At 57.6% G+C, this 17,387-nt stretch carries 16 protein-coding genes; 10 read left to right on the top strand and 6 right to left on the bottom strand.

What is annotated here, in order from left to right; all coding sequences use genetic code 11:
• Nucleotides 1–4: 4 nt before the first annotated feature.
• From pdxB to FO268_RS09235, 3 genes are read right to left on the bottom strand one after another with little or no spacing between them, the layout of a single operon-like run.
• Nucleotides 5–1,159 (bottom strand): 4-phosphoerythronate dehydrogenase PdxB, encoded by a 1,155-nt coding sequence (gene pdxB / locus FO268_RS09245; protein WP_150992229.1) that lies wholly within the window; start codon nucleotides 1,157–1,159, stop codon nucleotides 5–7.
• Nucleotides 1,160–1,178: 19 nt separating this feature from the next.
• Nucleotides 1,179–2,465: a DEAD/DEAH box helicase gene (locus tag FO268_RS09240; RefSeq protein ID WP_150992227.1), complete on the bottom strand. Its 1,287-nt coding sequence runs from the start codon at nucleotides 2,463–2,465 to the stop codon at nucleotides 1,179–1,181.
• Between the two features lie 6 nt (nucleotides 2,466–2,471).
• Nucleotides 2,472–3,050, bottom strand: coding sequence for an elongation factor P hydroxylase (locus FO268_RS09235; protein WP_150992225.1), 579 nt, complete (start codon nucleotides 3,048–3,050; stop codon nucleotides 2,472–2,474).
• Between the two features lie 151 nt (nucleotides 3,051–3,201).
• On the opposite strand from FO268_RS09235, the gene dsbD reads away from it, so the two are divergent.
• Nucleotides 3,202–5,109 (top strand): protein-disulfide reductase DsbD, encoded by a 1,908-nt coding sequence (gene dsbD, locus FO268_RS09230; protein WP_150992223.1) that lies wholly within the window; start codon nucleotides 3,202–3,204, stop codon nucleotides 5,107–5,109.
• Here the strand turns inward: dsbD and tusA are convergent, their stop codons facing one another.
• Complete coding sequence (gene tusA / locus FO268_RS09225) at nucleotides 5,110–5,349, bottom strand: sulfurtransferase TusA (RefSeq protein ID WP_150992221.1); 240 nt, start codon at nucleotides 5,347–5,349, stop codon at nucleotides 5,110–5,112.
• An 87-nt stretch (nucleotides 5,350–5,436) separates the two neighbouring features.
• Between tusA and FO268_RS09220 the strand changes: the two genes are divergently transcribed.
• On the top strand, nucleotides 5,437–5,724 hold the full coding sequence (locus tag FO268_RS09220) for an antibiotic biosynthesis monooxygenase family protein (protein ID WP_150992219.1): 288 nt from the start codon (nucleotides 5,437–5,439) through the stop codon (nucleotides 5,722–5,724).
• Between the two features lie 24 nt (nucleotides 5,725–5,748).
• On the opposite strand, the gene rlmM is transcribed toward FO268_RS09220, so the two are convergent.
• Nucleotides 5,749–6,825 (bottom strand): 23S rRNA (cytidine(2498)-2'-O)-methyltransferase RlmM, encoded by a 1,077-nt coding sequence (gene rlmM / locus FO268_RS09215; protein ID WP_150992217.1) that lies wholly within the window; start codon nucleotides 6,823–6,825, stop codon nucleotides 5,749–5,751.
• Between the two features lie 113 nt (nucleotides 6,826–6,938).
• On the opposite strand from rlmM, the gene FO268_RS09210 reads away from it, so the two are divergent.
• Nucleotides 6,939–8,780: a sensor domain-containing diguanylate cyclase gene (locus FO268_RS09210; RefSeq protein WP_150992215.1), complete on the top strand. Its 1,842-nt coding sequence runs from the start codon at nucleotides 6,939–6,941 to the stop codon at nucleotides 8,778–8,780.
• Between the two features lies 1 nt (nucleotide 8,781).
• Here the strand turns inward: FO268_RS09210 and FO268_RS09205 are convergent, their stop codons facing one another.
• Complete coding sequence (locus FO268_RS09205) at nucleotides 8,782–9,444, bottom strand: alpha/beta fold hydrolase (RefSeq protein WP_150992212.1); 663 nt, start codon at nucleotides 9,442–9,444, stop codon at nucleotides 8,782–8,784.
• 223 nt (nucleotides 9,445–9,667) lie between these two features.
• Here FO268_RS09205 and ccoN point away from each other — a divergent pair, with 223 nt between their 5' ends.
• From ccoN to FO268_RS09170, 7 genes are all read left to right on the top strand, one after another.
• On the top strand, nucleotides 9,668–11,098 hold the full coding sequence (gene ccoN, locus FO268_RS09200) for a cytochrome-c oxidase, cbb3-type subunit I (protein WP_150992210.1): 1,431 nt from the start codon (nucleotides 9,668–9,670) through the stop codon (nucleotides 11,096–11,098).
• Between the two features lie 15 nt (nucleotides 11,099–11,113).
• Nucleotides 11,114–11,722, top strand: coding sequence for a cytochrome-c oxidase, cbb3-type subunit II (gene ccoO / locus FO268_RS09195; RefSeq protein WP_150992208.1), 609 nt, complete (start codon nucleotides 11,114–11,116; stop codon nucleotides 11,720–11,722).
• Nucleotides 11,723–11,727: 5 nt separating this feature from the next.
• Nucleotides 11,728–11,916, top strand: a complete 189-nt coding sequence (locus FO268_RS09190; protein WP_150992206.1) for a cbb3-type cytochrome oxidase subunit 3 — start codon at nucleotides 11,728–11,730, stop codon at nucleotides 11,914–11,916.
• Nucleotides 11,913–12,803 (top strand): cytochrome-c oxidase, cbb3-type subunit III, encoded by an 891-nt coding sequence (gene ccoP, locus FO268_RS09185; protein ID WP_150992204.1) that lies wholly within the window; start codon nucleotides 11,913–11,915, stop codon nucleotides 12,801–12,803. The genes FO268_RS09190 and ccoP overlap by 4 nt, the downstream gene beginning before the upstream one ends.
• Before the next feature lie 131 nt (nucleotides 12,804–12,934).
• On the top strand, nucleotides 12,935–14,368 hold the full coding sequence (gene ccoG / locus FO268_RS09180) for a cytochrome c oxidase accessory protein CcoG (RefSeq protein WP_150992202.1): 1,434 nt from the start codon (nucleotides 12,935–12,937) through the stop codon (nucleotides 14,366–14,368).
• Between the two features lie 38 nt (nucleotides 14,369–14,406).
• Nucleotides 14,407–14,922 carry a FixH family protein gene (locus FO268_RS09175; protein WP_150992200.1) on the top strand — a complete coding sequence of 172 codons (516 nt, stop codon included), beginning with the start codon at nucleotides 14,407–14,409 and terminating at the stop codon, nucleotides 14,920–14,922.
• Nucleotides 14,919–17,366, top strand: coding sequence for a heavy metal translocating P-type ATPase (locus tag FO268_RS09170; protein ID WP_150992198.1), 2,448 nt, complete (start codon nucleotides 14,919–14,921; stop codon nucleotides 17,364–17,366). Before FO268_RS09175 ends, FO268_RS09170 begins: the two co-directional genes overlap by 4 nt.
• Nucleotides 17,367–17,387: the final 21 nt, after the last annotated feature.

Below are 17,387 nucleotides of genomic sequence, written 5' to 3'. Positions count from 1 at the left end.
GTCGTTAGAGCTTCAGCTTGAAGCCCAGGGCACGAAACGTGTCCTGCATGGACTTGCTGGTGCCCTTGAGCTGAATCTTGACGCTCGAAAATTCCCGACGCACTGGATAATCCCGGCGCAGCCGGTCAAAGGCCGGCCCCCGCTCCTCGGCCGGAAGCGCCATTGCCAGGCGCATACGTGCATCGTCCCGACGGGGATCGTAACAGGCGCGTATGGCAATATTTGCCGAGTCCATTTCCTGCGCGGCGCTGGTAAAAGACAGCTTCGCCAGCGCAGGCTCCGGCAAAAACTGACCCGCCTTTTTGCGGGCAGGAAGCCCCATATAACGACTCAGCGCCAGGTACACCATTTCGCTACCCTGCACTTTACCTTCAAGGCTATAACCGGCGATATGTGGCGTTGCAAGCCAGACCTTTTCCAACAGTTCAGCGTGTATGCGGGGCTCCTGCTCCCAGACGTCGAGCACAACGGCAGGCGCATTGGGTGCGTCCAGGCGTGCCAGCAAGGCCGAGGTATCGATGACCTCACCACGGCTGGTATTAATCAGCAGTTGGTGCTCCTTCAGCGCGGCCAATCGTTCCTGTCCGAACAGATGCAAGGTGGCGTGGTTGCCTTCCCTGACAAGGGGGGTGTGCAGGGTAACCACGTCGCAGGCCATGGCCTCTTCAAGGCTGACAAAATCCGGACCCTCGTCACCTTCCCGTTCAGCACGTGGCGGGTCACAGCACAAGACATCAAAACTGAGACGCTCCAGCTTGTGAGCCAGCTCGCCACCCACATTGCCAGCACCCACAATGCCGACCCTGAGCTTTGACCAGTCAGCCACGCCCCGGCGCTCGGCATGCAAGGAGATCACCGACATCACATACTCAACCACACTGTTGGCGTTGCAACCTGGCGCAGCCGAGAAGGCGATACCGTTGGACGCCAGCCACTGCTGATCCACGTGGTCGGTACCAATGGTACAGGTGCCGACAAAGCGCACACGACTGCCTTCAAGTAATGACTGATTGACCCGGGTAACCGAACGGACCAGCAGGATATCCGCATTCTGCACGTCAGAAGCCGATAGTGTGCGGCCGGAGACGCGGTGTATCTCGCCGATGTCGCCGAAAAAAGAATCCAGTAAAGGTATGTTCTCGTCCGCTACTATCCGCATGATCCTGCTTCCCGACCCGTTAGTTCCTGCGTTGGCGCTGGTTGCCACTACGACCACCCTGGCTGCGGTTGCCCTGGGGACGCCGGCCACCGCGCTTGCGGGTGATCGGCGGCTTGGCGAGCGCGGTCATCAGCTCTTCGTCAGGAACGGCTGTGGTGAGCTTCTGGCTGATATAGGATTCGATAGCCGGCAATGAAAACGAGTCGTCCTCACTGGCGAAGCTGACGGAGACACCATGCTTGCCTGCACGGCCGGTACGCCCGATGCGGTGAACGTAGTCCTCGGCATTATCGGGCAGATTATAGTTGAAAACATGGGTCACGCCGTCAACGTGGATACCACGTCCGGCCACATCGGTGGCGACCAGTACCTGAATGCTGCCCTCCTTGAACTGTTCCAGCGTTTTGAGCCGCTTGTTCTGGGCGATTTCGCCAGACATCAGCGCCACTTTAACGCCCTGGTTCCGCAAGTCCTCATCAAGATCACGACACTGGTCTCGCCGGTTGGCAAACACGAGCGCTTTCTCAACTTCCGGGCGTCGGAGGTAATTCACCAGAACCGGCAATTTCTCGTCCTCGCCTACCAGATAAACCGTCTGCTTCACCCGCTCGGCGGTTTTCTGTTCCGGCTCGATTTCCACGAACTCAGCACTGCGGGTCCACATGGAGGCCAGGTTGAGAACGTCCTGGTTGAAGGTGGCGCTGAACAGCAGTGTCTGGCGCTCTTCTTTGGGGGTACATTTGCGGATGATGCGCTTAACATCCGGGATGAACCCCATATCCAGCATTCGGTCGGCTTCATCCAGGATCAGGATGTCCAACTGGTCAAGAAACACATCCTGGGACCCCAGGAAATCAATGAGGCGCCCCGGCGTCGCCACCAGGATATCAACAATTTCGTTCTGCAGCTGGTCACGCTGTTTGTCGTAGTTCATCCCACCCACGACGGTGACCACATTATGGCCGGTGTAGCCGCACAGCTGCTCCGCGTCCTTGGCAATCTGCATCGCCAGTTCCCGGGTAGGCGCCAGGGCAAGGACTCTGGGCTCCGAAGCAAATCGATCCTTTTCGGGAATAGGCGTTTCCAGCATGCTCTGAATGGCGGTGATCAGAAAAGCCGCGGTCTTCCCGGTCCCGGTCTGCGCCTGGCCGATCAGGTCCTGGCAGGCCAGTGTGAACGGTAGTGTTTCGGCCTGGATAGGCGTGCAATGCTCAAAACCGATATCGGTGATGGCGTCGAGTACTCGCTGGTCCAGGTTAAGATCCTTGAAACGTGTCTTGCCGGCTTCGGGTGCGTCAGATGTCATATTGCTTCAATTTACCTCGGTCTCTGTAGCGGAACACTCGGGCATCAGGCGCCTGGTCTCTTTCTTCCAGACTTCATTAAAATCAGCCTCGGTTCCATAAAATGTTCTGAGCGTCTGAAAGAACATGCCAGCACGGGCCGGCAAGCCATATTCCAGATAATCGTTGGCCTGGAACGTCACATTCCTGCGAAAGGCATCTTCGTCCCATGCGCCGTTGCCTGACAGGTTGTCGACGCTGATGTGAAATCGAGCGCCTGCGGCAACGGAAAACAGCCATTCCAGGGCCTGGGGTCTTATTTCCGCCTTTTCGAAGGCCTGCTGCTGCTCTACGCTGCGGCCGTCCGGGCAATACCAGTAACCGAAGTCCCGGAGCGTGCGCCGGTGTTCTCCGGCAATACACCAGTGACTGATTTCATGCAGTGCACTGGAAAAGTAGCCGTGCGCAAAAATAATCTGTGCGATGCTGTCAGGCCTCGCCGCCGGCAAATATTCAGGTTCATCGCCGCCCCTGACCAGCATAGTCCGGTATTTTTCCCGGAACAGGCCATTAAACAGCATGATAAGATCATCTGGATCATGTCTCATGGGACCGGTATTGTGCGACTTTAGACGATTCAATACCAGAGGGAACTTTTGCCTGGCAACTGTGTCCATTGCAACCTGTAGCGGCGCTGTCTCAACCTCGCAGGATTCAGCGCTGGTCAACACCTGAACCACCAATGGTACGTTATTGACTATGACCGGCAGCAGCACAACCTTATGCAGTAATACCCCTCCCCGGGTTTTAAGCCGTTTAATCCTGTTTCTGGCATTATCCTTTCTCTCAACGTTAACCGCTGGTGCCGGCAACTCACTGTTTGGCAATGGCAACGACTTTCTTCCGGTTGATGAGGCCCTGCCCTTCAGCTTTACCGCAGAGAATGGTGCTGTGTTGCTGTCATGGAACATTGCGCCGGATCACTACCTTTATGAGGGACGCATCAGTGTCAGCAGCAACACAGAGGGTGTTGAACTGGGTGAACCTGAGTTTTCCTATACCGGTACCGACACGGAGGATGAGTTCTTTGGCAACGTCACAGTATTCTATGAGCCGGTCGAAGCCCGGGTTCCGGTAAAGCTTCCCGAGGGCGTCCGCGAGGCTGAGCTGCAGGTAACCTACCAGGGCTGTGCCAGTGCGGGGCTCTGTTATCCACCACAGACGCGGGACGTGCTCTATTACGCCAGCGCTGGCGACGATTCGCCATCGACTACGGCCAGCAGCGCGGGAGGGGCGTCCCCTTCGGGTAACAGTCCAGCGACCCCCGCAGACACCTCCACGGCAACAGGCCTGGCTGGTTTCCTCGCAAACCAGTCCACGCTGGTCATTGCCGGCCTGTTTCTGCTGCTGGGCCTGGGGCTAACATTCACACCCTGTGTCCTGCCAATGGTACCGATCATCTCGTCCCTGGTGTCCTCCCGCAACACCAGCACAACAGCGCATGCCGTGCTACTTTCCACCAGTTACGTACTCGGCATGGCCCTCACCTATGCAGCGGCCGGGGTGATTACCGGCTTGCTCGGGGCAAGCTTCAATCTGCAGGCCCACCTGCAGTCTCCCTGGGTTCTCGGCGTTTTCGCAGCGCTGTTCGTGATATTTGCGCTGTCCATGTTCAACCTGTTCGAGATTCAGCTGCCACGGTTTATTCGCGAGCCTCTGGATAACGCCAGCCATCGCCTCACAGGGACCCGCGTAGCCAGCATTTTCGGTATTGGCGCCCTATCAGCCCTGGTTGTTTCCCCCTGCGTTTCCGCGCCACTGGCCGGAAGCCTGTTATACATCAGTACCACCCAGGATGCTGTGATAGGTGGTGTTGCCCTGTTTGCGCTCGGACTGGGCATGGGCCTTCCACTGATACTGGTAGCGGTCGGCGGGCGCAAACTGCTGCCCACAACCGGCCACTGGATGAACGTCGTCAAGGCCTTCTACGGTGTCATGCTGCTGGCTGTGGCGATCTGGCTGGTAGAACGGATGGTGCCAGGGTGGGTAGCCCTGACATTGTGGGGACTGCTTGTGGCCATTACTGGTGTTCAGCTGGGCGCCTTTGACGCTGCGAAGGCCGGCTGGGAACGCACTCGCAAGGGAATGGGGCTGGTCCTGTTTGCCTATGGCATAGCGCTACTTGCCGGCGCAGTCTCCGGCGCCAGTGATCCCCTCAGGCCACTCGCTGCGTTCACAGCCTCCAATCAGTCTTTGGCGGGGAGTTCCTCCTCAGTCGCGGCAGCGACTCATGCGGAGTTTCTCCGGCTCGACTCACCGGCTGAAATTCGTGACGAACTGAAACAGGCCAGCCAGGCAGGCACACCGGTGATGCTCGATTTTTACGCCGACTGGTGCATCTCCTGCAAAGTCATGGAACGCAACGTGTTCAGTGACGGAACCGTTATCCAAGCGCTGGCGCCCTACAAACTACTGCAACTGGACATGACGGATAACACTCCGGAACAACAGACCCTGCTGGACGAGCTCGGCCTGTTCGGCCCGCCGGCCATCCTGTTTTTCGATAACACTGGTGCAGAAATGGACACGGCCCGCGTGCTGGGAGAGATGGACCGTGACCAGTTCCTCGGTCACCTTGATTCACTGGGCGGAGGCGTACGGGGCTGATCACTCCCCGCGCCGGATAAAGAACACGAACTCTTTCTCATCGTCACTGCTATACACCAGTTCATGGTTGAGAAACTGACAAAAACGCGGAATATCCCGGGTTGTGGAAGGGTCTGTTGCTACCACTTTCAACACCGCTCCCGGGCTGATCTCCACAATCCGGTTGTGCAACATCATGACCGGCTCGGGACAAAACAGCCCCCGGGCATCCAGTTCTGCATCGTAGTCTGGCTGTCCCAATGTCTGTCCTCCTGCAATTCCACCTGAAATTTGAAAAATACGTGCTAAATTATTGTTTATAGCCGTCAAAATAATACGAGGTAAACAATGATCCGGGTGCTGATTGAACGCCATATTGCCGAATCACTAGAAACCGCTTATGAGGAGAGATCCCGCAAGGTTCTCCAGAACGCCGTAAGCGCGCCGGGCTTTGTGTCCGGCGAAACACTGGTTGATTCCCACGATGCCAATCATCGGTTTACTCTTGCCAACTGGCGCTCCGAAGCAGACTGGCAACGCTGGCATATGTCTGAGGAACGCCGGGAGCTGATGGCAGAACTGATCCCCATGATGGACCGGGAAGAAATCATCACTGTGCTTCACCACAGCGACTGACGACTGGCATCGGGAACCTGACAGTCAGTCCAGGCGCTCCACGAAGCAGGTAATCTCCTCACGGTCATGATAGAGGTGGCGGGCCCTGATGCGGAAATTCATTTCGGTCCGGCCCAGCCCCTGCTCCAGAATATCGCGGCAAATCAACCACTCGTCGTACCGTTTTTTCATCGGAAGCTTGAGGTTGAATACCGTGTAACGACAGAGCTTCTGATTCAGCCAGTCCACGGCCATTGCCGCGGTACGGCGCGGGTGATCCACAATATCGCAGACCATCCAGTCCACCCCTCGCCTGGGCCGCCACTGATAGCCATCGGCCTCAATATGCTCAACATGGCCTGACGCCATGAGTTCGCTGTTCATCGGCCCATTATCAACGGCGGTGACCATCATACCCTGCCTGACCAGTTGCCATGTCCATCCACCCGGAGCGGCCCCCAGATCGACCGCCTGCTTTCCGCCACCCAGGTAGTCCAGCTCTGCGTCCGGAAGCAAAAACACTTTCCAGGCTTCTTCCAGCTTGAGTGCCGAGCGACTGGGAGCGGCAGCCGGCAAGCGTAAGCGGGGAATCCCACTCACGAAACGGGCCCGGTTACTGGCTACACTGACACCAGCAATAACCCTGTCAAAGCCGAGCAACAGCAATTCCAGCCGAGCCGGCAATTCCGCCCGGGGGTCAGGCTGCAGTAACCCAGCGCCTCGCAGGCCTCGGGAGAGCGGCGATACCCATTTGCGGGCGAAATTACCAAGGTCCGGGTCAGTGTTGTTTTCAGGCAAACGGATTTCCACCCTGGCGCAGGCCGGAAAGTCTGCGTCCGCCTGTTTCAGAGCCTCGATAACAGCGCCCACGCGGTCTGCAGGCGGCAACGACACGTCTGCCAGAACCACGAACCAGTCCCTGACAAAGACCAACTCGTGGATAGAAATGCGGGCCAGCAGCGTGTCTGCAAGAGTCGGCCCCGGGAGATTGAAAATAATGAACCCCGGGGAAGTCCCGGGCTCAAAGTAGCCATAAACACCCTGGGTCGCTGCTGTGTCGGTAAGCTCCCGGCCGGCCTCGGTCTCGAAGCCCGGGCGGCAGAAGGCAATCAGTTGTTCCATCAGTCACCTGAAACGGGGCCGCGTAGGGGACCCTTAAATTTGAAACTGTTTAACATCCGCAAGGCTCGCAATTGGCTACACTGTTGAACTTCCCGCTGGCAGGAATACCTTTAATGCTGCTGTACCTGCGTTATTTCATCCCGTTTGTTGCATTGCTGCTTGGCGCAGGCGTGGCCATCGCAGCCCATCCGGCGCAAACGGAACACTGCCCGACCCTGGATGCCAACGTTCCGGAGCAGCGAGCCTCCCTCATGGACCATGTATGCTACCTAAGCGCAACTCCCGGGGAGCCTGCACACGCTGCCAGCACACCAGGAGAACTGGCCGTTGACGCAAACTGGAAAGCAGCCAATGGCCATGATCTGGTGTTCAGTCACACCAACGCTGTTTACTGGGTCCGCCTCAATGTGCGCAATTCTGGCGACACAAGGCAGCTCTGGTACCTCAAGCTTTACTATCCGTTGCTGGATGAAGTCACCTTCTGGCAGTCCGGCAGGGACGGAACAGAAACCATGGCCACCGGAGACCAGTATCCGTTTATGTCGCGGGGCATAGATTACCGGTATTTCCTGCTCCCCGTCACGCTCGGTAGCAACGAAAACAAGACCATCACCCTCCGCATCCACAGCAGTGGCGCCCTGAACGTTCCCCTGTCGCTGGAAACCCCAGAGGCCACCATTGCCCAAAGCAACCATCTGACTCTGATTCACGGCCTGTTCTACGGTGCGCTGCTGGTATTCTCGGCGTTCAACCTCTTGCTTTTTTTCAGCTCTGGCACTGCTTATTACTTTTACAACGCCTTCTATATGGCCTCACTTGGCCTTTTCCTCTTTGCCATGGGTGGATTTGCCAACCAGTATTTCTGGCCCGACAGCACGGGCTTTGCGAATACCTCAATACCCATGTTGATGTCGGTCAGCTCGCTGGCCATGACCCTGTTTGGCCGTTCGTTTCTGGAAGTCCAACCGGACTCCAGGGCAGACCGGGTACTTAAAGGTCTGGCACTGCTCAGCCTGGCCCTGATTGCCTTTGCCTTCATGCTGCCTTACAACAAATCCATCGTGCTGAGCACCACTGTTGCCCTGATCATTATTGGCACCCTGTTCGGGATCGGGCTTGTCCGCTGGCGTCAGGGGTATCTGCCCGCCAAGTGGTACGTCATGGCCTGGTCCGGAATGCTGGCAGGAGCTCTCACTTACTCGCTCGCGGCGTTCGGGTACCTCGCTGACTTTCTGGCGCGGGAGATTTTCATGCAGGTGGCGGTGGGAGCCCAGGTGATACTTCTCAACTACGCCATGGTTCAGCGTTGGCGGCTGCTGAACCAGAAATTGCTGGACGTGGAGCACAATGCCCGCACCAACCTGGAGCTCAAGGTTCACGAACGTACCGCCCAGCTGCGCAACACCATGAGAGAACTCGAGAGAGCCAACCGACAGCTAGCCACACTCAGCCTGAATGATGCGCTGACCGGGCTGCACAACCGGCGCCATCTGGATAACCTGTTACCTGAACTGTGCGCTGAGTCCCGGCGCAGCGGCCAGCCGCTGACCATCGCGCTGCTTGACGCCGATCATTTCAAGGCAGTGAACGATGACTGGGGGCACGACTTCGGTGACCAGTGCCTGCAACATATGGCCGACATGCTCCGGCGCCACGTCAAGCGGCCAAGGGACGTGGCGATCCGTTTCGGAGGTGAGGAATTTGCCCTGCTCTTGCCCGGAACAGGGGCCGACGGGGCGCGCCAGCTCTGTGAACAGATTCTGGAAGACCTGGCCGGTACCCCAATCGCAACCAGCAATGGGGAGTCCGTCATCCTGACCATGAGCGCCGGTACCGCCACCCTCGTTGCAGGAGAGGACGAGAGAGAGCTTTTCCGACGGGCGGATGACGCTCTTTACAGGGCCAAAGCTGCGGGTAGAAACCGGGCGGAACAATCGGAACCGGAACCTTCCTGACCTACTTCCCCCTGCGCATGTAACCGGCAGCCACGCCGGCCGCCTGCCTGATCAACTCATCATGGGTCTCCGGTTGCCGGGCCAGCGGGCGATAATCATGATCCCCGCCCTCCAGCCATGAGAGGCGGACATTCGTCTCCGAGTCCACGCCCTGCGCCTCTACTTCAGGTTTTCGGCCAAACGGGTCACGGGTGCCCTGAATAATCTGAAGCGGACGCTGAAGATCCCGGAAATGCGAGGTCCGCCAGCGCTCCGGCCTGCCCGGAGGGTGAAACGGATACCCGAAACAGACCGCACCGCGAACGTCTGACGGCAGATCCGCTTCCGCAATAATATGACTGGCCATCCTCCCGCCCATGGATTTGCCCCCAATAAAGAGAGGGCTTCCATCACCGGGCTCCGCCAAAGCAGTGGCTATGGCCTCACGAAACCAGTTCAACAATACGGACTGCCGGTCAGGCGGCCTTTTCCGGCCATCCTGCCGGCGTTTTTCCATGTAAGGGAACTCGAACCGCAGCGTGGCCACTCCCTCTTCCGCAAGCCCTGAAACCAGCGTCTCCATAAAGACAGAGTCCGCTGGGGCTCCTGCCCCGTGTGCCAGCAATAGCCGGGCCGCGGGAGGCCCTCCTCGGGCCTCACACCTATAAAATGTTACTGAATTCACCGGACCTCCGGATATGGGCTCGTAACGGTCGCCAGAACGTGAGTGCACATGGCCGGTTACGCACCACTCATGTGCATTAACAAATACTCTAATATATTCGCCATGTTACTGATTTAGACGAATTTGACAGAGCTGGCGAGTTGATCTGAGTCATTGCAAACCGATAATGCTTTCTCCATACTTGCGCCCGCATCTTTCCCACTCTGAACCCATTGGTAAGGCTATGAGCACAGTAAATCCAAACCTGACATACAACTACAAGGTGGTAAGGCAGTTTGCCATCATGACAGTGGTATGGGGGATTGTAGGTATGGCCCTGGGCGTGCTGATTGCAGCACAACTGGTCTGGCCCGCCCTCAACCTCGACCTGCCCTGGACACATTTCGGCCGTTTGCGGCCGTTGCATACCAACGCCGTTATTTTCGGCTTTGGCGGAAGCGCACTGTTCGCTACAGCCTACTATGTGGTGCAGCGCACCTGCCAGGCCCGTCTGTTTTCAGGCCCGTTGGCTGCGTTTACCTTCTGGGGCTGGCAGGCCATTATCGTGGCAGCAGCCATTACCCTGCCAATGGGTTTGACCACCTCCAAGGAATATGCCGAGCTTGAATGGCCGATCGACATCGCAATCACTCTGGTATGGGTAGCATACGCGGTGGTGTTCTTCGGCACCGTCATGAAGCGCAGTACGCCGCACATCTATGTAGCGAACTGGTTCTACGGCGCATTCATTATTACCGTTGCCGTACTTCATATCGGTAACAGCATGGCGCTGCCGGCGACTGCCTTCAAGTCATACTCCGCCTATGCCGGTGTCACTGACGCGATGATGCAGTGGTGGTACGGCCACAATGCCGTTGGCTTCTTCCTGACTGCCGGCTTCCTCGGCATGATGTACTATTTTGTGCCCAAACAGGCCAACCGTCCGGTTTACTCCTATCGCCTGTCGATTGTCCACTTCTGGGCACTGATCGCCACCTACGTGTGGGCCGGCGGCCACCACCTGCACTACTCCGCGCTACCGGACTGGGCCCAGACCGCAGGCATGGTCATGTCCCTGATCCTGCTGGCGCCTTCCTGGGGTGGCATGATCAACGGCATGATGACCCTGTCAGGCGCCTGGCACAAACTGCGCACCGATCCGATCCTGCGATTCCTGGTGGTATCCCTGTCGTTCTACGGTATGTCCACGTTTGAAGGCCCGATGATGTCCATCAAGACCGTGAACGCGCTGTCACACAATACCGACTGGACCATCGGCCATGTTCACTCCGGCGCGCTGGGCTGGGTTGCCATGATCAGCATCGGTGCTGTTTATCACCTGATTCCCAAGCTGTGGGGCCTTCAGGCCATGTACAGCACAGCCATGATCAACGTGCACTTCTGGCTGGCAACGGTAGGTACCGTGCTCTATATCGTGGCTATGTGGGTGAACGGCATCATGCAGGGCCTGATGTGGAGAGCTGTCAACGAAGACGGCACACTGACCTACAGCTTTGTTGAGGCACTTGAAGCGTCTTATCCGGGCTACTTTGTGCGGTTCCTCGGCGGCGTGATTTTCCTGGCCGGTATGCTGGTAATGGCATACAACGTTTACATGACCGTGCGTCAGAAACAGGCCGTTGCTCAGGACAATACAGCAGCGCAAGCGGCGTAACGGGAGACATTACTGATGAAACACGAAATTGTTGAAAAGAACATCGGGATAATGATCGTACTGATCATTCTGACCATCAGTGGCGGCTTTCTTGCCGAGGTGGTTCCGCTGTTCTTTATCAAGGAAACCAACGAGCCGGTAGAAGGCCTGGAGCCGTTGTCGGCCCTGGAACTGGAAGGCAGGGATATTTATATCCGTGAAGGCTGCCATGTCTGCCATACTCAGCAGATCCGGCCCTTCCGCGCCGAAACCGAGCGCTACGGCCACTACTCCGTTGCGGGTGAGTTCGTTTATGACCGCCCGTTCCTGTGGGGCTCAAAACGCACCGGGCCTGACCTTGCCCGTGTTGGCGGCCGCTACTCAGACGCCTGGCAGCGCCAGCACCTGTACGACCCACGCAGCGTGGTACCGGAATCGAACATGCCGGCTTTCCCCTGGCTGTTTGAAGACCGCATCGACCATACCGACATCGCCGCCAAGCTGAGAACACTCCAGACTCTCGGTGTGCCATACACTGACGAGCAGATTGCAGGGGCCGCCGATGAAGTTAAGGGCAAATTCGAAATCGAAGCTCTGGTCGCGTACCTGCAACAGCTTGGTACGGTGATCTCAGAGAAACGGTGATTCCCATGGACGTAAACGACTTACGCGGTATTCACACACTGGTCTTGATGGCCATGTTCATCGGCATCATCTGGTGGGCTTTCAGCAAGCATCGCAAGAAGGCCAACGAAGAGGCAGCCAACCTGCCCTTTGAAGATGACGAAGTGGAAAAGCGTACTCTAGACGAACAGGACAAGACGGAGAAAAAGCAATGAGTACCTTCTGGAGCATCTGGATCAGCGTGATCGTGCTCGGTACTGTGTTTGGGTGCTGGTGGCTTCTCTATGCCACCCGCAAGGGCCAGACAACCGATACTGAAACCGATAGAACCGTGGGCCATTCCTTTGATGGCATTGAAGAGTATGACAACCCGCTGCCAAAGTGGTGGTTCTACCTGTTTCTGGCTACCTGTATTTTTGCACTTGGCTATCTGGCGCTCTATCCCGGGCTGGGTAACTTCAAGGGCCTGCTGGGGTGGACCTCCACCAATCAGTGGGAAGCGGAGGTCCAGGAGGCTGAAGCGACATACGGTGAACTCTACGCCAAGTTTGGTGATACACCGGTGGAACAGCTTGCAGAGAACGACGACGCCATGAAAATGGGCCAGCGATTGTTCGCCAACAACTGTTCTGTCTGCCATGGCTCTGCCGGTCGCGGTTCTCTCGGTTTTCCGAATCTGACCGACGACGACTGGCTGTACGGGGGCGACCCTGATTCAATCCTGACCACGCTGCACCAGGGTCGCAATGGCAATATGCCTGCCAAGGGCACCATGCCGAACATGACCAATGAACAGGTCGATCAGGTAGTCAACTTTGTCCTGAGTTACAGTGGCCGCGAAAAGAACGCCGAAGCAGCAGAAAAGGGTAAAGAAGTCTATGCCCAGGCGTGCGTGGCCTGTCATGGCCCCGAGGGCAAAGGCAACCAGGCTCTTGGTGCGCCAGACCTGACGGACAACACATGGCTCTACGGTTCCACCTATGACTGGATCAGGGAAACCGTTGTTAACGGCCGTCAGAACCAGATGCCCGCCCAGGGCGACCGGCTCTCTGATGATCAGATCCAGATTCTGGCTGCATACGTTTACAGCCTGTCCAACTGAGTGTCCGGCCGGGGCTTGCCCCGGCCCGGTCTGCTCAACCCTGTGTCTGCCCACCGCGGGCACAGGCTTGAGAAGATCCTCTGCCCCACAGCCCTCTGTGATACGGGCGCCACATCATCGGGAGGTTAACGATGAGCAGTGAGATTCCGGTCAAACAGGTTGACCCATCCTCTGACGCCTCCGATAACAAAAACAAAAACGCCGGAACTGTCGAGCTTTACGCCAGCCGCAAGAAGATCTATGTGAAAGAGGTCAAGGGCTTCTTTCAGCGTATCCGCAACGTTAGCCTGACGGCCCTGATGGGCATGTATTTTCTGTTTGTCTGGATCACAGTGGATGGCCAGCCGCTGATTCACTTTGACCTCCCGGCGCGGGAATTTCACCTCTACGGGGCCACTTTCTACCCACAGGATTTTATCCTGCTGTCCGGCATGCTGATCATCTGTGCCTTCGGCCTGTTCTTTATTACCACGCTCTTTGGCCGGGTCTGGTGTGGTTATACCTGCCCGCAAACAGTCTGGACCTTTATCTTTATGTGGGTGGAAGAACGCATTGAGGGCAGTCGCAACAAGCGAATGAAACTGGACAAGGCGCCCCGCTCGGCGGAGAAAATTGCCAAGAAATCCGCCAAGCATTCGGCCTGGCTGCTTATCGCGCTGGCCACGGGCATCACATTTGTAGGGTACTTCTACCCTGTCCGGGAACTGATCACCGACCTGTTTACTCTTCAGGCCAATGGCTGGGCCTACTTCTGGGTGGCCTTCTTTACCGTGGCCACCTACCTGAACGCCGGCTGGATGCGTGAGCAGGTGTGCCTGTACATGTGCCCATATGCCCGCTTCCAGTCCGTGATGTTCGACCCCAACACTCGCGTGGTGTCGTATGATCCTAACCGGGGAGAGCCGAGGGGGAGCCGCAAGAAGGGCATTGACCCAGCGGAACTGGGTTTGGGCGACTGTATCGACTGTGGCCAGTGCGTCCAGGTATGCCCGACCGGCATCGATATTCGCGACGGCCTGCAGTATGAATGTATTGGCTGTGCCCTATGCATTGATGCCTGTGACGAGGTCATGGACAAGATGAACTATCCACGGGGCCTTATTCGCTACACCACGGAAAACGAGCTGGAAGGCAAAACCTCCAAGCTCCTGCGGCCGCGAACCTTCGGTTACGGGCTTGTACTGCTGGCAATGATGGCCGCCATCACCGTCACGATCATGACACGGGTTCCGGCACAGCTCGACGTGCTTAAAGATCGGGGCGCGCCCTTTGGCTACAATGGGGAGGGCCGGATCGAGAACAGCTACACCCTGAAGATCGCCAACATGACCGAAGTACCCCAGGTCTTTACGATCTCGGCTTCGGGACTGGAAGGTATCAGAGTGCTGACTGCAACTACCGTGACCGTCGACAGCGGAGAAAACCGCTCTGTTCCGACCGTGGTGGATGTCGACCCCGAAATTATCTCGGAAAGCAACAATGCCATCGTGTTCAGGATTGAATCAGAATCTGATGATACGCTGGTGCTGGAAACCGAAAGCCGCTTTATTGCTCCTAATCGCTGATTTCCGCGCCCCGGAAATCAGCACTGAGAGATACAACTATGACTGAAAACACATCCACAGGTCCCTGGTACCGTCAGCCCTGGCTCCTGTTCCTGCTGATTTTCCCGGGAGCCGCTATTGTCTGGTGTACCATCGCGATCACGGTCGCACTCAACACTGACAACTCGATGGTAACGGACGATTATTCCAAGGAAGGGCGCGGCATCAATATGGAGATCGCCCGTGACCAGACCGCAAAAGAACTCGGGCTCAGCGCAGAAATCGCCTTCGAAGAACGGGAAATCAGCCTGTCCATGGACACAACTGAGGGCCGCGCAGACTTCCCCTACCTGATTCTTAACCTGTTCCACCCAACCATCGCCGACCGTGACCGTACTGTTCAGTTCCGCTCGATGGGCGACGGTCGTTACACAGCGAATCTGAACCAGTCTATAGAGGGCCGCTGGTACTTTGATTTGCGGGGCCCGGATAATGACTGGCGACTGAAAGGCGAGTCCAACCTGCCATCAGAACGTCCACTGACCCTCGGCGCGGGCGCTGAAGACCGCGGGTGAAACCCTTGAATTGCTATCATTGCGGGGAGCCGGCTCCCGGCAAACCCGCTATCACACTCGAGCTTGACGGAGAGCTACGTCACTTTTGCTGCCAGGGTTGCAAAGCCGTTTGCGAGACAATCCGGGCCGAGGGCCTCGACGGCTTTTATCAGTTCCGCACCGAACCTGCGGTTACCCCCAAAGAACTGACAGGCTCTGAGATCAACCGGCTACGGGAGCTGGACCATCCACTGGTGCAGAAATCCTTCGTTGCACCGGTCAGGTCCGGCCAGGAAGCGACACTGCTGATCAACGACATCACCTGCGCCGCCTGCATATGGTTACTGGAAAATCATATGGCAAAGCAGCCCGGGGTGACTTCCTTCTCCGTTAACCACAGCACCCAGCGGGCTCGCCTGGTCTGGAATCCGGAACAGTCGAGGCTCAGCGACTTGCTGATCGCCATCCACGAACTGGGTTATCGCGCCCGCCCCTATCAGGCCGATGAAGCCGAATCGGCACTGAAAGCAGAGCACCGGTCAGCGTTAATCCGCCTGGCCGTTGCCGGCATTGGCTCTTTCCAGACCATGATGCTGGCCTTTCCCCTGTATTTTGAACTGGTCAGTGAGCTGTCACCGGAGTTTGTCAGCTTTTTCCGCTGGTTCAGTCTTCTGGTGGCTACCCCTGTCGTCCTCTACAGTGCGCGTCCTTTCTTTACCAATGCATTGAGAGACCTTCGCAGCCGGCACCTGACCATGGATGTGCCAGTGGCCACGGCCATTGGGCTTGCCTATGTCGCCAGCGCCTGGGTGACGGTCTTCGGAGGCGAGGAAGTCTACTTTGAATCCGTGTGCATGTTTACGTTCTTCCTCCAGCTTGGCCGTTACATCGAAATGCAAGCGCGTTACCGGGCTGGGCTGACCGGCAATGCGTTAGCCGGTTTCCAGCCAATGGTGGCCAGCCGGATCCGTGGCGACGAAAGCGAAATAATCTCGACCCATGACCTGGCCGCAGGCGACGTGATCAGGGTCAGGCCGGGGGAAACCCTGCCGGCCGACGGCATTATCGTCAGCGGTAATTCGACCCTCAATGAGGCCGCCCTGACCGGGGAGTACCTGCCTGAAACCCGCAACCCCGGCGATGAGGTCCATGCAGGCAGCGTCAACGGCGAGAACCCACTGGAAGTTGAGGTCCGCCGTGCGGGGGCCCAGACGCGACTGTCGGGTATCCTTCGCATACTTGACCGGGTTCAGTCGGAAAAACCGCCAGTGGCGCTGATGGCTGACCGCATCGCCGGTGTTTTTGTCAGCCGCGTATTGATTCTCGCCCCGCTCATCTGGATCGGCTGGTGGCTGGCAGGCGCGGACAATGCCTTTGACATTACCCTGTCGGTACTGGTGGTAACCTGCCCCTGCGCCCTTTCCCTGGCCACACCCACAGCCATTACCTCGGCTACCATGCGGCTTCGAAAGCTTGGGCTGCTCCCCACCCGCGGGCATACGCTCGAATCTTTGAACACGATCGATACAGTCGTTTTCGACAAAACAGGCACTCTGACCCGGGGCGAGCTCAGCCTCGTAGACACCCGCGTGTTCGGCCCCTACAGCGGAGAGCAGTGCCTTGAAATGGCAGCAAGCCTGGAGAAACACTCGGAGCATCCTATTGCCAGGGTGTTTCACCATCTGCGCAGCCCATCCGCGCGGAACGTACAGAACCATCTCGGCGGAGGGCTGTCCGGTAAACTCGACGGACATCGCCTTTACATAGGCCACAGGGATTTTGTGCAGGCCAGCACCGGCCACGAGTCGCCTGCATGCGACGACCAGCGGGGCATGGAAATCTGGCTGGCGAATGACTCGCAATGGCTTGCCCGCTTCACACTGGACGACGAGCCTCGGCCCGACGCAAAAGCAGCGGTGCAGATGCTGCAACAGGCCGGCCTGCGAACCATTCTGCTCAGTGGCGACCGCTCTGGCCATGTTACGCAGATTGCACAAATGCTGGGTATCGATGAAGCCATCGGTCAGGCATCACCCGAAGACAAGCTTCAGGTTCTTGAAGAACTACGTGAACAGGGCCGCCACATCATGATGGTCGGGGATGGACTCAACGATCTGCCCTCAATGGCAGGCGCCGGCGTGTCGGTGGCTATGGGTAGCGCCGCTGACCTGACGCAGCTCAAGGCAGATGCCATACTGCTCAATGGGCAGCTGACCCAACTGGCCGAAGCGCTAAAAACCGCCCAACGCACCCGTCGCATCATTCGCCAGAATATGGCCTGGGCTCTGGGTTATAACCTGTGCGCCCTTCCCCTCGCAGCTGCCGGGCTGGTGCCGCCCTGGTTGGCTGCCATCGGAATGTCGATCAGTTCGCTGGTAGTGGTACTCAATGCCATGAGGCTGGGGCGAACACGGCAAAGGCCGGAAGCGTCAGCGCCGACGGTTGGCGCCGAGGCAACGTCCTGATACCGTGGAAGAGAAATCCCC

The organism is Marinobacter denitrificans (assembly GCF_008795955.1).
Taxonomy (GTDB): domain Bacteria; phylum Pseudomonadota; class Gammaproteobacteria; order Pseudomonadales; family Oleiphilaceae; genus Marinobacter; species Marinobacter denitrificans.
This window is presented reverse-complemented; position numbering and strand designations above follow the sequence as displayed.